The organism is Streptomyces sp. TG1A-8, assembly GCF_030499535.1.
GTDB lineage: Bacteria > Actinomycetota > Actinomycetes > Streptomycetales > Streptomycetaceae > Streptomyces.
The window spans coordinates 6,011,285-6,025,041 of record NZ_JASTLB010000001.1; the positions used below are offsets into that span (position 1 = coordinate 6,011,285).

A 13,757-nucleotide genomic window follows, 5' to 3' on the forward strand; every position below is an offset into this window, starting at 1 on the left:
CCGCGATGATTCCCGGAGAAGTGCTCTTCGCGGACGGCCCGGTCGTCTGCAACGCGGGTCGCGAGGTCACCCGGCTGACCGTCCTCAACGCCGCCGACCGCCCGGTCCAGGTCGGCTCCCACTACCACTTCGCCGAGGCCAACCCCGGCCTGGAGTTCGACCGTGCCGCCGCGCACGGCAAGCGGCTGAACGTGGCCGCCGGCACCGCCGTGCGCTTCGAGCCCGGCATCCCCGTCGACGTCGAACTCGTCCCCCTCGCCGGCGCCCGCGTGGTGCCCGGCCTGCGCGGTCAGGTCGGAGGCGCCCTCGATGCCTGAGATCTCCCGCGCCGCCTACGCCGACCTGTTCGGCCCCACCACCGGTGACCGGGTCCGGCTCGCCGACACCGACCTGCTGATCGAGATCGAGGAGGACCGCTCCGCCGGCCCCGGGGCCTTCGGGGACGAGGCCGTGTTCGGCGGCGGCAAGGTCATCCGCGAGTCCATGGGCCAGTCCCGGGCCACCCGGGCCGACGGCACCCCCGACACCGTGATCACCGGGGCCCTCATCGTCGACCACTGGGGCATCGTCAAGGCCGACGTCGGCATCCGTGACGGCCGCGTCACCGGCATCGGCAAGGCCGGCAACCCGGACACCATGGACGGCGTCCACCCCGACCTCGTCATCGGCCCCGAGACGGAGGTCATCGCCGGCAACGGCCGGATCCTCACCGCCGGCGCCGTCGACGCGCACGTCCACTTCATCTGCCCGCAGATCGCCGACGAGGCGCTGGCCTGCGGCATCACCACCCTGGTCGGCGGCGGCACCGGACCCGCCGAGGGCTCCAAGGCGACCACCGTGACGCCCGGCCCCTGGCACCTGGCCCGGATGCTGGAGGCCATGGAGGCGTACCCGGTCAACGTCGGCCTCCTCGGCAAGGGCAACACCGTCTCGCACGAGGCGATGCTCTCCCAGATCCGCGGCGGCGCCGTGGGCCTGAAGCTGCACGAGGACTGGGGCTCCACCCCCGCCGTCATCGACGCCGCGCTCACCGTCGCCGACCGCACCGGCATCCAGGTCGCCATCCACACCGACACCCTGAACGAGGCCGGTTTCGTCGGCGACACGCTCGCCGCGATCGCGGGCCGGAGCATCCACTCGTACCACACCGAGGGCGCCGGCGGCGGGCACGCGCCCGACATCATGACCGTGGTCTCCGAGCCGCACGTGCTGCCCAGTTCCACCAATCCGACCCGGCCGTTCACCGTCAACACCGCCGAGGAACACCTCGACATGCTGATGGTGTGCCACCACCTCAACGCCGCCGTCCCCGAGGACCTGGCCTTCGCCGAGTCCCGGATCCGGCCGTCCACCATCGGCGCGGAGGACATCCTCCACGACCTCGGCGCGATCTCGATCATCTCCTCCGACTCCCAGGCCATGGGCCGCGTCGGCGAGGTCATCATGCGCACCTGGCAGACGGCCCACGTCATGAAGGGACGGCGGGGCGCCCTCCCGGGCGACGGGCGCGCCGACAACCACCGCGTACGGCGCTACGTCGCCAAGTACACCATCAACCCGGCGCTCGCCCAGGGCCTGGCCGGCGAGATCGGCTCCGTGGAACCCGGCAAGCTCGCCGACCTGGTGCTGTGGGAACCCGCGTTCTTCGGGGTCAAGCCGCTCCTCGTGCTCAAGGGCGGGCAGATCGCCTACGCGCAGATGGGCGACGCCAACGCGTCGATCCCCACCCCGCAGCCGGTCCTGCCCCGGCCGATGTACGGGGCGGTCGGACGGGCCCCGGCCGCCAACTCCGTCAACTTCGTCGCGCCGCAGGCGATCGAGGACGGGCTGCCGGAGCGGCTCGGGCTCGGCAAGCGGTTCGTGGCGATCGACTCCACGCGTCAGATCGGCAAGGCGGACATGCGCGAGAACGACGCCCGGCCGCGGGTCGAGGTCGACCCCGACAGCTTCGCCGTGCGCATCGACGGCGAACTGGTCGAGGCCACTCCCGCCGCCGAACTGCCCATGGCTCAGCGCTACTTCCTCTTCTGATGTCCAGGGCCGCACTGCTCGTCCTGGCCGACGGCCGCTTCCCCGCCGGGGGACACGCGCACTCCGGCGGGGCCGAGGCCGCCGTCAAGGCCGGGCGGATCGCCTCGGCCGCGGACCTGGCCGACTTCTGCCGGGGCCGGCTGCACACGGCGGGGCTGGTCGCGGCGGCGCTGGCGGCTGCCGCCGCACTGGGCGTCGAGCCCAGGGAGCTGGACGCCGCCGCGGACGCCCGGACGCCCTCCCCGGCGCTGCGGGGCGCCGCGCGCCGGCTCGGGCGGCAACTGCTGCGGGCCGCGCGGGCCGGCTGGCCGTCGGCCGAACTCGACGCCTTGGCGCGGGAGTTCCCCAAGGGCGCCCATCAGCCGGTGGTCCTCGGGACCGTCGCCCGGGCGGCCGGGCTCGGGCCGGACGACGCGGCGTACTGCGCGGTGTACGAGAGCGTCAGCGCTCCGGCGACGGCGACCGTGCGACTGCTGGGCCTCGACCCGTTCGAGGCCACGGGGGTGCTGGCGCGGCTGGCTCCCGACCTGGATCGCGTCGTGGACCGGGCGGTGGAGGCGGCGCTGCGGGTGCCCGAGGAGGGGGCCGACGCCCTGCCCGCCGCGTCGGGGCCGCTGCTGGAGATCGGCGCGGAATGGCACGCGGCCTGGCCCGTACGGCTGTTCGCGTCCTGAACCCCCTCACCCCCGGCCGGAACCGCCCCTCCCGCGCCTCCGGCCCGACGCCCTCGTCCCCGCCCGCCCGACCGGACACACCGGGCCCGCCAGATCCCAGGAGCCGTACATGCACCTCGACCACACCCACCGGGGCCCCGCCGCCCTCAGCGCCGACGCCCACCGCCCCGACGGTACCCGGCGGGCCCTGCGCATCGGGCTCGGCGGCCCCGTGGGGTCCGGGAAGACCGCCACCGTCGCCGCGCTCTGCCGCGTCCTGCGCGACGAGCTGTCCCTCGCCGTCGTCACCAACGACATCTACACCCGCGAGGACGCCGAGTTCCTGCTGCGGGAGGCGGTGCTGCCGCCCGAGCGGATCACGGCCGTGGAGACCGGGGCGTGCCCGCACACCGCGATCCGCGACGACATCTCCGCCAACCTCGAAGCCGTGGAGGACCTGGAGGACGCGGTCGGGCCGCTGGACCTCATCCTCGTCGAGTCCGGCGGGGACAACCTCACCGCGACCTTCTCCAAGGGGCTCGTGGACGCACAGGTCTTCGTGATCGACGTCGCCGGCGGTGACGACGTCCCCCGCAAGGGCGGCCCCGGCGTCACCACCGCCGACCTGCTCGTCGTCAACAAGACCGACCTCGCCCCGTACGTCGGCTCCGACCTGGCCCGGATGGCCGCCGACGCCAGGGCGCAGCGGGCCGGGCTCCCGGTCGTCCTGCAGTCCCTGCGCGGTGGGCGGGGGATCGAGGACGTGGCCGCCTGGGTGCGCGAGCGGCTCGCCGCGTGGACGGCGTGAGCGCGGCCGGGGTCCGGGCGCACGCACGGATCACCGCCCGAGGTGACGGCCGCGGCGGCACGGCGCTGCCCGTGCTGGACGGCGAGGGGCCGCTCGCACCGCGCCGCACCCGGGCGAGCGGCGCCGGTGCGCGGGTCGTGCTGGTCGGCGCGATGAGCGGCCCGCTCGGCGGGGACCGCTTCCACGTCACGGCACGGGCGGAGGAGGGCGCCCGGCTGCACGTCGGCTCGGCCGCCGCCACGCTGGCGCTGCCCGGCCAGGCCGGGGGCGAGGCGCGCTACGACGTGCGGCTCGACGTGGCCGACGGCGCCGAGCTGCGCTGGCTGCCCGAGCAGCTCATCTCCGCCCGGGGCAGCGACCTGCGCGTCACCACCCGGGCCGAACTCGCCGCCGGGGCGCGGCTGGTGCTGCGCGAGGAGCAGGTGCTCGGGCGGACCGGGGAGGAACCCGGCCGGCTCGGCAGCAGGCTCACGGTGCGGGTCGCGGGCCGGACCGTGCTGGACCAGGAACTGGCCTGCGGCCCCGGAGCACCGGGCGGCTGGGACGGGCCCGCCGTGCTCGCCGGCCACCGGTCGGCCGGCCAGCTGGTGGTCGTGCGGCCGGAGTTCGCCGGGCGGTCGCCCGCCGCGGCGATGCTGGGGGAGTGCGCCGCGCTGGTGCCGCTCGCCGGTCCGGCCGTGCTCGTCAGCGCCGTGGCCCCCGACGCGCTCGGGCTCCGGCGCCTGCTGGACGAGGCGTTGGCGCTGCTGGCGTAGGGCCTGTCCAGCGGCTCCGCTCAGCGGGACGTGATCACCCGGTTATCGGATTGATAAAGATGGTCCGCGCCCCCTGTTCTCAGGCGCCTCACAGCCGGAAGGATTCCCCGCCTGAGCATTTGCAGCGATGGAGGGGGAGGGGCCCACGTGAGGCACTACAGACCGAAGAGCCGCCTGCTGGCGCTCGGTTCGGCCGGCGCGCTCGTCACGGCGACCCTGATCGCCGGCACGGTGTCGACGCCCGCGGCCGGCGTCGACGGCCGCACCGGCCGGGTCAGCGAGGCCCTGGGAGCCGGGATCGCCGCGGCCCGTGCCGCCAGGGCCGGCGTCGACTGGCAGGACTGCCCCGCCGACTGGGGACTGGAGAAGCCCATCCAGTGCGGCTGGGTCTCCGTGCCGGTCGACTACGCCAAGCCGAACGGCAGGCAGATCAAGCTCGCCGTCGACCGGATCGGCAACACCGGCACCGCGGCGGAGCGCCAGGGCGCCCTCCTGTACAACCCGGGCGGCCCCGGTGGCTCCGGACTGCGCTTCCCGCGCCGGGTCACCACCAAGGCCGCCGTCTGGGCGAAGGTCGCGAAGGCCTACGACTTCGTCGGTTTCGACCCGCGCGGCGTCGGCCACTCGGCACCCCTCTCCTGCGTCGACCCGCAGGAGTACGTCAAGGCGCCCAAGGCCGACCCGGTGCCGGACTCCGAGGCCGACAAGGCCGCCCAGCGCAAGCTCGCCCGCGAGTACGCGCAGGGATGCGCCGAGCGCAGCGGCGCCATGCTGCCGTACATGACCACCCCGAACACCGCGCGCGACCTGGACGTCATCCGCGCCGCGCTCGGCGAGAAGGGACTCAACTACCTCGGCGTCTCCTACGGCACCTACCTCGGCGCCGTCTACGGCACCCTCTTCCCGGGCCACCTGCGCCGGATGATCGTGGACAGCGTGGTCGACCCGTCCCGCGAGAACATCTGGTACCAGGCCAACCTGGGCCAGGACGTCGCCTTCGAGGGGCGCTGGAAGGACTGGGAGGACTGGGTCGCCGCCAACGACGCCGCCTTCCACCTCGGCACCACCCGCGCCGCCGTCCAGGCCAAGTGGCTGCAGTTGCGCGCCACCGCCAAGAAGGACCCCATCGGCGGGGTCGTCGGCCCGGCCGAGCTGCTCTCCTTCTTCCAGAGCGCCCCGTACTACGACTCCTCGTGGGTGCCGGTCGCCACGGTGTTCAGCCAGTACGCGGCCGGCGACACCCAGGCGCTCGTGGACGCCGCCGCCCCCGACCTCACGGACACCGCCGGCAACATCAGCGCGGAGAACAGCAACGCCGTCTACACGGCGGTCGAGTGCGCCGACGCCAAGTGGCCCACCGACTGGCGCACATGGGACCGGGACAACACCCGTCTCAACCGTGACTACCCGTTCCTGACCTGGTCCAACGCCTGGATGAACCTGCCCTGCGCCACCTGGCCCGGCAAGCAGTACACGCCGGTCGAGGTCACGACCCACCGGGGCCTGCCGCCGGTGATGATCGTGCAGTCCACGCGGGACGCGGCCACCCCCTACCCGGGCGCCGTCGAACTGCACCACCGCTTCAAGGGCTCCCGCCTGATCACCGAGAAGGACGCGGGCTCCCACGGCGTGACCGGCCTGGTCAACCCCTGCATCAACGACCGGGTCGACACCTACCTGCTCACCGGCGGGCTGGACACCTCCGACGTGACCTGCGCCCCGCACGCGACCCCCAAGCCGTAACCGCTCCGGTACGGCGGGAAGAAGGGGCGGCCGGACTCCGGCCGCCCCTTTCCCACGCCGTGAGCCGGACGTCCTCCGCCGCTGGGCCGAAGGAGCCGGAACACCCCTGCGCGGGCCGGGGGAGACATCCCCGCCGACGCGGCGCACCGGCCGTCCGCTCCGCGGCCGCCGCGCCGGGGACGTGGGTCAGCCGAGCGGCGCCCGGGGGAACCTGCGCTCCCTGCCGCCCCGCTCCGCGGCCCGCCCGGCCTTGACGACGGCCGCGTACTCGTCGACGTACTCCTGCCCGGACAGCGCGAGGATCGCGTACATGATCTCGTCGGTGACGGCCCGCAGGACGGCCTTCTCCTGCTCCATGCCGGCGTAGCGGGAGAAGTCGAGCGGCTCGCCGAAGCGGATGGCCACGGGACGCACGCGCGGGACCTTCCTGCCGGGCGGCTGCGCCTCGAAGGTGCCGATCATCGCGCACGGCACCACCGGGACGCCGGCCCTCAGCGCCATCACGGCCACGCCGACCTTGCCCTTGTAGAGCCGGCCGTCGTGCGAGCGGGTGCCCTCCGGGTAGATGCCGAGCAGTTCGCCCCGGCCGAGCACGCCCAGACCCTCGCGGATCGCGGCCCGCCCGGCCTCCTTGCCGCTGCGGTCCACGGGGATCTGCCCGGCGCTGCGGAAGAAGAACGCGGTGAGACGGCCCTTGAGGCCCGGCCCGGTGAAGTACTCCGCCTTGGCGAGGAAGGTGATGCGCCGCTTCAGCACCGCCGGCATCAGGAAGTGGTCGGCGAAGGACAGGTGGTTCCCGGCGACGATCGCCGCGCCCGAGGCCGGCACGTTCTCCAGGCCTTCGATCCGGGGCCGGAAGACCAGCCGGAGCAGCGGCCCCAACAGGACGTACTTGAGCAGGTGGTAGAACACGGCTCGCCCCTCACTCCGCCCGGCCCGCTTCCAACTCGGTTCTTCCCGCGTCGAGGACACCGTCACGGCAGTCGGCCCGTGCGCGCCCGCGGCCGTCCTCCACCGTATTCGCCGAGTCGTCCGACGGCCAGACGGCTGCGGTGCCGCCCGGGGTGGTGCGCCGGGCGACTGCGATAGAAGTGATGTGCGCGCGGAACGGCTCCCCGCCGGTGGGGCGGGGAGCCGTTCCGCGCGTGGTTTCCGCCACGTGGCGCCGGGTCAGGCGTGGCGGTGGGAGTGGCGGTTGCCGGTGATCAGGCGGTAGAGGGCGAGGAGGATCACCGAGCCGATGATGGCGGCGATCCAGGTGGACAAGTCGAAGAACCCGTCGATGGAGTCGACGCCGAAGATCACCTTGCCGAGCCAGCCACCGAGAAGACCGCCCGCGATGCCGATCAGCATCGTGATGATGACGCCGCCGGGGTCCTTGCCCGGCATCAGGGCCTTGGCGATGAAGCCCGCGAGCAGGCCGATGAGGATCCAAGCGATGATGCCCATGATGTGTCTCCTACCTCGTCACATAAGGTTCGCGTTAGTGCATCGTCTTAGCTGCCGGATCGCTTTTAAACGTCGCGCACATGACCATCTGCTCCGGCTGCCCCTCCCGGTCCGCCGCGGCCCCGCCCTCCCGTGGTGCGGCGCGGGTCCGCAGCCGCGGTGATGTCCCCCGGCCCCGGCACGAGGGGACGGGGGAAGCCCGCCGACACGCCTCGGGTCGTCGGGAGAGGTGATCGGCGCCGGCCCCCGGCACCGGCGCCGGGGCGGAACCGGAACCAGGGAGCGGGTGCCGGCCGCTCGTGATCGGCTGCCGGACGCCTGTTGCCGGACGCCCCGGCACCCCGCACGGCCGTCCCGCCCCCCCGTGCCGAGTCGTGGCGGGCCCGGCCGGTGGCGAACGTCACCGCGGGCTGCCGGAGAGGCCGAGGTCACCGACGGTGAGGCGGCCCGGGGGCGCACGGCACCGTGCCGCGGCCGGGACGCCCGCCCGGGCCGCGGCACGCGACGGGGGAGCATCGCATTGTCGTATCGTCTTCCAGACGTAATCAATCAAGCGTTTGGTGAGGAAGACGTGGCGACTGAGAGCAACCCCCGCCTTCTGGTCGAAACACTGACCACGCAGCGTGACGCGTTCCTCGCCCAGTGGACCAGGACGGTCGGTGAAGACCTGCAGGGCCGGCTGAGCATGGCCGAGCTGGGCCGTGAACTGGGTGAACTGTACGAAGCCGTCGTCCAGGGCATCGCCGCCGGCGGACTGGACGGCCGGTCGGAGCACTTCGGCGAGGCGCGCAGCCTGCTGATCGAGCTCTCCCGCGACCGCGCCCGGCAGGGCTTCACCCCCACCGAGACCGCCAGGAGCGTCCTCGCCCTCAAGGAGGTGCTGGAGCCGTCCCTCACCGGGGACGAGCAGAGCATCCGCGCGTACCTGCAGTTCTCCCGGCTGCTGGACGAACTCGGCCTGCTGACCACCGAGGCCTACGTCCGCACCCGCGAGGAGATCATCTCCTCGCAGGCCGAGCAGCTCCTCGAACTCTCCACGCCCGTGGTCAAGCTGTGGGACGGCGTCGTCGGCGTGCCCCTGGTGGGCACGCTCGACTCGGCCCGCACCCAGGTCGTCATGGAGAAGATGCTGCATACGCTCGTCGACACCAACTCCACGCACGCCATCATCGACATCACCGGTGTCCCGACCGTGGACACCCAGGTCGCGCAGCACCTGCTGAAGACCGTCGTCGCCGCCCGCATGATGGGGGCGCAGTGCACCATCTCGGGCATCCGCCCGCAGATCGCCCAGACCATCGTGGCGCTCGGCATCGAGTTCGGCGACATCCCCACCAACGCCTCCCTGTCGGACGCGCTGCGCCAGGCCCTGAAGGAAGTCGCCCTGGACGCCGAGGACGACGTGCGGGGTCTGCTGTGACCGACCGCATCCCCGTTCTCAAGATCGGCGAGATCCTCCTGGTCTCCATCCAGACGGACCTGGAGGACCAGATGGTGATGGACCTGCAGGAGGACCTGTCCAACCGCATCGTCGCGACCGGCGCCAAGGGCGTCGTCATCGACATCTCGGCCCTGGAGATCGTCGACTCCTTCGTCGGACGCATGCTGGCCACCAACGCCTCCATCTCGCGCATCCTCGGCGCCGAGACGATCGTCGTCGGCATGCGGCCCGCCGTGGCCATGACGCTCGTCGAGCTCGGGCTGTCCCTGAAGGGCGTCCGCACCGCCCTGAACCTGGAGCGCGGCCTGAAGCTGCTGCGGCGCCTGAGCGCAGGCCGCGCATGAAGGACTACGGCGCCGCGAGCGGCTCGGCCGAAACCGTTTCGGTGGTCCGGAGCAGCGACGTCGTCACCGCCCGCCAGATGGTCCGCACGCTCGCCCAGCGCAGCGGTCTGTCACTGGTCCACCAGACGAAGCTGGTCACGGCGGCCAGCGAGCTCGGCCGCAACATGCTCGTCTACGGCGGCGGAGGCGTCGTACGCGCGGCGACCGTGGCCGACGGGGGCCGCACCGGCGTCTTCGTGGAGTTCGAGGACGAGGGCCCGGGCATCGGGGACATCGAGCTGGCGCTGACGGACGGCTGGACGTCGGGCAACGGCATGGGGCTCGGTCTCAGCGGCGCCAAACGGCTCGTCGACGAGTTCGACATCGAGTCCGGGGCCGGCGGCACCACCGTGCGCATAGTGAAGTGGGGCCGGTGAACGGCACCCTCGTCGCGGAGGCCGGTGACGTGTGCTGGTTGCGCGCGGACGTCGCCCTGGCGGCGGCCGCCCGCCGCCAGGCCGGTCAGCTGGCCCGCGGCATCTGCCTCTCCGAGGAACAGGTGGCGCGTGTCGAACTGTGCGTGACGGAGATGGCGACCAACCTCCTCAAACACGCCCACGACGGCTCCCTCGCCCTGCGCGTGGCGCGCGCCCGTGGCCGCGCCGCCGTCGAGTGCCTGTCCCTGGACGACGGTCCCGGCATCGACGACCTCCAGCGGGCACTGCGCGACGGCACGTCCGCCGCCGGCAGCCTCGGCATCGGGATGGGCGCCATCGGGCGGCTCGCCGACGCCTCCGGCGTCCACTCCCTGCGCGGGCGCGGCACGGTGGTGCTCGCGCGCTTCTGGGCGGACGGCCAGGCACCGTCGTCCGGTCCGGTGGGCACCGCCGGGCTGACCCGGCCGATCAGCGGCGAGCAGGTGTGCGGCGACACCTGGGCCGTGCGCGCGGTGAGCGGCCGCGGCTCCGACGCCCTGCTGCTGATGATGTGCGACGGGCTCGGGCACGGACCCCTGGCGGCCCGGGTCGCCGAACGGGCCAGGGCGGCCTTCCGCGACAGCCGTCACGTGAGCCCGGCGGCCGTGCTCCAGGACGTGCACGAGGGGCTGCGCGGAACCCGCGGCGCGGCCGTGGCGATCGCGCTGATCGACCTCGTCGACCAGCGCGTGCGGCTGAGCGGGGCCGGCAACATCACGGCGCTGGTCGGCAACGGCGACACCCGCAGCGGACTGCTGTCCATGCCGGGCATCGTCGGGCTGCAGCTGCCCCGGCCGCGCACCTTCGAGGCGGCGTTCCCGCCCGGTGCCGCCCTCGTCATGCACTCCGACGGCCTCAGCGAACGCTGGAGGCCGGCGGACTTCCCCGGCCTGTTCGTGCAGGATCCCTCCCTGGTCGCCGCGCAGATCCTCAACCAGGCCGCGGTCCGCAGGGACGACGCCGGGGTCGTCGTGGCCGTGCACGGGCAGCGGTGAACCCCGCGCCGCCCGTCCACGAACTGATCATGCTCGCCCTGAACGAAGGGGGCGACGTGGTCACCCTGCGCCGCTGCACCCAGGCGGCGTGCCGGGTCACGGGCCTGACGGGCAGCTCCCTGGTCAGGCTGACCACCGTGGTGAGCGAGTCGGCGAACACCTCCTGGGCACCTCGGGACTCACCGCGCAGCTCCGCCTGGAGGTGACCGGTGCCGTCGCCGTGGCCGTGCGCTTCGGCTGGCGCGAGGCACGCCGACCGTCGCCGACCCTGCTGACCGCCGCCGCCCGCCCGCTCGACGACAGCCGCCTGCCGTCCGCGGACGACGGCGGCCGGCACGAACTCGTCCTCGCGCAGCGCACCCCCGCGCCGACCACGTCCATCGGCGAACTGCTCGACGTCGCCAAGGCGGAGTCCGGCCGTCTGGAGCCGCACCCCGCCGAGGTCGACCTCCGGGCGCTCCTGCACCAGCTGCGCGGCACGCTGCAGGGCACCGCGCAGCCCGGAGTGCACCTGCGCATCCCGGACCACGTCCAGCGGGGCCCCCTGGTCACCGATGAGGTCATGCTGACCAGGATCCTGCGGAACGTCCTGTCGAACGCCTGAAGTTCACGGTCGGGGGCGCGGTGGCCCTGGACGTCACCGAGGAGGGGGACGAGCGCGGCGCCCGTTTCGTCTTCCGCGTCCAGGACACCGGCGTCGGCACCCCCGCCGCCGACCTCGACCGCGTCTTCGAGGAGTTCCACCAACGGGGACCGCACCAGCGGGGCCGGGCCGGCACCGGCCTGGGGCTTCCCCACGCCCGCAGGCTGACGGAACTGCTGGGGGGCAGGCTCACCCTCGACAGCGAGGTCGGCCGCGGCACCCGGGTGACCGTCGAGATCCCCGCTCGCCTCGCCCGGGCGGCGCCGGAGGAGACGGCCGCCGCGCCGGCACGGGGCGGGCCGGCGGACGCCGGGCGGCCGGGGAGCCCGTCTCAGCCCCCCGGGGCGAGGACCTTCTCCAGGGCGCCCAGCGCGGAGCGCAGCTCCTCGGCCGTGATGGTCAGCGGGGGCGCCAGCCGGATCGTGGAACCGTGGGTGTCCTTGACCAGGATCCCCTCCCGCATGAGCCGTTCACTGATCTCCCGGCCGGTGCCGAGGGCGGGGTCGACGTCGACGCCCGCCCACAGCCCGCGCGCCCGGAAGCCCCTCACGCCCCTGCCGCACAGCTTCGCCAGCCCGTCGCGCAGGACCACGCCCAGCTCGGCGGCCCGCCGCTGGAACTCACCGGTCTCCAGCAGTTCGACCACCGCCGTGCCGACCGCCGCGGCCAGCGGGTTGCCGCCGAACGTGGAGCCGTGCTCACCCGGGTGCAGCACCTCCATCACCTCGCGCCGGGCCACCACCGCCGACACCGGCACGATGCCGCCGCCCAGCGCCTTGCCCAGCAGCAGCACGTCCGGGACGACGTCCTCGTGCTCGACGGCGAGGGTGCGGCCGGTGCGGCCGAGGCCGGACTGGATCTCGTCCGCGACGAACAGGCAGCCCGCGCGCCGGGTCAGCTCACGGACACCGGCCAGGTAGCCCTCGTCCGGGATGATCACTCCCGCCTCGCCCTGGATGGGCTCGATCAGTACGGCGGCCGTCGTCTCGTCGACCGCCGCCTCCAGCGCGGCCAGGTCGTTGTACGGCACCACCCTGAAGCCGGGCGTGAACGGGCCGAAGCCCGCGCGGGCCGACTCGTCCGTGGAGAAGCTCACGATGGTCGTCGTACGGCCGTGGAAGTTCTCCGCCGCCACCAGGATCGTCGCCCGGCCGGCCGGGACGCCCTTGACGTCGTACGCCCACTTGCGGGCCACCTTGATGCCGCTCTCCACCGCCTCCGCGCCGGTGTTCATGGGCAACACCATGTCCAGCCCGGTCAGCGCGGCGAGCCGCGCGGAGAACCCGGCGAGCCGGTCGTTGTGGAACGCGCGGGAGGTGAGGGTCAGCCGGTCCAGCTGGCGGTGCGCGGCCTCGACCAGCGCCGGGTGCCGGTGGCCGAAGTTCAGGGCCGAGTAGCCGGCCAGCATGTCCAGGTAGCGGCGGCCCTCGACGTCCTCCACCCAGGCGCCCTCGGCCCGGGCGACGACCACGGGCAGGGGGTGGTAGTTGTGCGCGAGCACCGGCTCCTCCGCGCGGATCAGGTCGGCGGACGTGCGCGCGTGCGTGGGTGCGGTCATCAGCGGATCTCCTGGGTGCAGCACTTGATGCCACCGCCGGCCTTGTGGAACTCCGACAGGTCGACGGGGACGGGGACGTAACCGTGGTCGGCCAGGCGCCCGGCCAGCGCCTCGGCACGGGGCGCGATGAAGACGTGGCGGCCGTCGGACACCGAGTTCAGCCCGAACGCCGCCGCGTCGTCGCGGGTGGCGAGCACTGCGTCCGGGTACAGGCGCCTGAGCACCTCCCGGCTGCCCGGCGAGAACGCCTCCGGGTAGTAGACGATGTTGTCGTCGTCCAGCACGAACAGCGCCGTGTCCAGGTGGTAGAAGTACGGGTCCACCAGGGTCAGGCCGATCACCGGGTGCCCGAGGAACTCCTGGGCCTCGCGGTGGGCCTCCCGGGTGGTGCGGAACCCGGTGCCGGCCAGCACGTACCGGCCCGTCCACACCAGGTCGCCCTCGCCCTCGGCGACGGACCCGGGGCGGTACACGTCGTAGCCCGCCGTCTTGAACCAGGTGGCGTAGTGGACCGACTCGGGGCGCCGCTCGGGCGCGTGGAACAGGGAACCGAAGACCCGGCCGCCGACCACGCACGCCGCGTTCGCGGCGAAGACCATGTCGGGCAGGCCCGGCACCGGCTCGACCGCCTCCACGGTGTGCCCGTGGGCGCGGTAGGCGCGCACCAGGGTCCGCCACTGCTCCTGGGCGAGGTCCACGTCGACGGGTGCGCCGGGACGCATCCAGGGATTGATCGCGTACCGCACCGCGAAGTGCCTCGGCTCGCAGACGAGAAAGCGCCGAGGGCGCTGCACACGACTTCCGGACACAGAGGGTTTCCTCCGCTTCCTGTCTGTCACTGGGGGACGACACCACGGTAGGAAGGGACCCGGAGGGCCGACA

General features: G+C 73.6%; 15 protein-coding genes and 1 pseudogene. 12 read left to right on the forward strand and 4 right to left on the reverse strand.

The annotated features are described in order from the left end of the window. The first annotated feature begins 5 nt into the window (after positions 1–5). The 6 genes from QQY24_RS26580 to QQY24_RS26605 all read left to right on the forward strand — a co-directional run bounded on the left by QQY24_RS26580 (position 6) and on the right by QQY24_RS26605 (position 5,990). Positions 6–317 (forward strand): urease subunit beta, encoded by a 312-nt coding sequence (locus QQY24_RS26580; RefSeq protein ID WP_301975236.1) that lies wholly within the window; start codon positions 6–8, stop codon positions 315–317. After that, positions 310–2,031, forward strand: coding sequence for an urease subunit alpha (locus QQY24_RS26585; RefSeq protein WP_301975237.1), 1,722 nt, complete (start codon positions 310–312; stop codon positions 2,029–2,031). Before QQY24_RS26580 ends, QQY24_RS26585 begins: the two co-directional genes overlap by 8 nt. Further along, complete coding sequence (locus QQY24_RS26590; protein ID WP_301975238.1) at positions 2,031–2,705, forward strand: urease accessory protein UreF; 675 nt, start codon at positions 2,031–2,033, stop codon at positions 2,703–2,705. Before QQY24_RS26585 ends, QQY24_RS26590 begins: the two co-directional genes overlap by 1 nt. A 109-nt stretch (positions 2,706–2,814) precedes the next feature. Beyond that, the gene (gene ureG, locus QQY24_RS26595) at positions 2,815–3,492 is read left to right on the forward strand and encodes an urease accessory protein UreG (RefSeq protein ID WP_301975239.1); all 678 of its coding nucleotides are present in this window, start codon (positions 2,815–2,817) and stop codon (positions 3,490–3,492) included. Continuing rightward, positions 3,480–4,247, forward strand: a complete 768-nt coding sequence (locus tag QQY24_RS26600; RefSeq protein WP_301975240.1) for an urease accessory protein UreD — start codon at positions 3,480–3,482, stop codon at positions 4,245–4,247. Before ureG ends, QQY24_RS26600 begins: the two co-directional genes overlap by 13 nt. Positions 4,248–4,394: 147 nt before the next feature. Then, positions 4,395–5,990, forward strand: a complete 1,596-nt coding sequence (locus QQY24_RS26605) for an alpha/beta hydrolase (RefSeq protein WP_301975241.1) — start codon at positions 4,395–4,397, stop codon at positions 5,988–5,990. 186 nt (positions 5,991–6,176) lie between these two features. Here QQY24_RS26605 and QQY24_RS26610 read toward each other — a convergent pair whose 3' ends face one another. Both QQY24_RS26610 and QQY24_RS26615 read right to left on the reverse strand, forming a co-directional pair. After that, entirely contained in the window at positions 6,177–6,902 is a 726-nt protein-coding gene (locus QQY24_RS26610) for a 1-acyl-sn-glycerol-3-phosphate acyltransferase (RefSeq protein WP_301975242.1), read from the reverse strand. A gap of 258 nt (positions 6,903–7,160) precedes the next feature. Further along, the gene (locus QQY24_RS26615) at positions 7,161–7,439 is read right to left on the reverse strand and encodes a GlsB/YeaQ/YmgE family stress response membrane protein (RefSeq protein ID WP_301975243.1); all 279 of its coding nucleotides are present in this window, start codon (positions 7,437–7,439) and stop codon (positions 7,161–7,163) included. Between the two features lie 571 nt (positions 7,440–8,010). Here QQY24_RS26615 and QQY24_RS26620 point away from each other — a divergent pair. The 6 genes and pseudogenes from QQY24_RS26620 to QQY24_RS34840 form a co-directional block, all read left to right on the forward strand. Continuing rightward, entirely contained in the window at positions 8,011–8,859 is an 849-nt protein-coding gene (locus QQY24_RS26620; protein WP_301975244.1) for an STAS domain-containing protein, read from the forward strand. Further along, positions 8,856–9,224: an STAS domain-containing protein gene (locus tag QQY24_RS26625; protein ID WP_301975245.1), complete on the forward strand. Its 369-nt coding sequence runs from the start codon at positions 8,856–8,858 to the stop codon at positions 9,222–9,224. Before QQY24_RS26620 ends, QQY24_RS26625 begins: the two co-directional genes overlap by 4 nt. Continuing rightward, positions 9,221–9,640: an anti-sigma regulatory factor gene (locus QQY24_RS26630; RefSeq protein WP_301975246.1), complete on the forward strand. Its 420-nt coding sequence runs from the start codon at positions 9,221–9,223 to the stop codon at positions 9,638–9,640. Before QQY24_RS26625 ends, QQY24_RS26630 begins: the two co-directional genes overlap by 4 nt. After that, positions 9,628–10,674: an ATP-binding protein gene (locus QQY24_RS26635; protein ID WP_301975247.1), complete on the forward strand. Its 1,047-nt coding sequence runs from the start codon at positions 9,628–9,630 to the stop codon at positions 10,672–10,674. The genes QQY24_RS26630 and QQY24_RS26635 overlap by 13 nt, the downstream gene beginning before the upstream one ends. Positions 10,675–10,703: 29 nt before the next feature. Further along, positions 10,704–10,880 (forward strand): hypothetical protein, encoded by a 177-nt coding sequence (locus QQY24_RS26640; RefSeq protein ID WP_301975248.1) that lies wholly within the window; start codon positions 10,704–10,706, stop codon positions 10,878–10,880. Positions 10,881–11,053: 173 nt separating this feature from the next. Continuing rightward, positions 11,054–11,559, forward strand: a pseudogene (locus QQY24_RS34840) (sensor histidine kinase); the annotation flags it as partial. 89 nt (positions 11,560–11,648) lie between these two features. Here the strand turns inward: QQY24_RS34840 and rocD are convergent. Together rocD and ddaH are read right to left on the reverse strand one after the other, a co-directional pair. After that, positions 11,649–12,875, reverse strand: a complete 1,227-nt coding sequence (rocD, locus tag QQY24_RS26655) for an ornithine--oxo-acid transaminase (RefSeq protein ID WP_301975250.1) — start codon at positions 12,873–12,875, stop codon at positions 11,649–11,651. Next, positions 12,875–13,684, reverse strand: coding sequence for a dimethylargininase (gene ddaH / locus QQY24_RS26660; RefSeq protein ID WP_301975251.1), 810 nt, complete (start codon positions 13,682–13,684; stop codon positions 12,875–12,877). The genes rocD and ddaH overlap by 1 nt, the downstream gene beginning before the upstream one ends. Between the last annotated feature and the right edge of the window lie 73 nt (positions 13,685–13,757).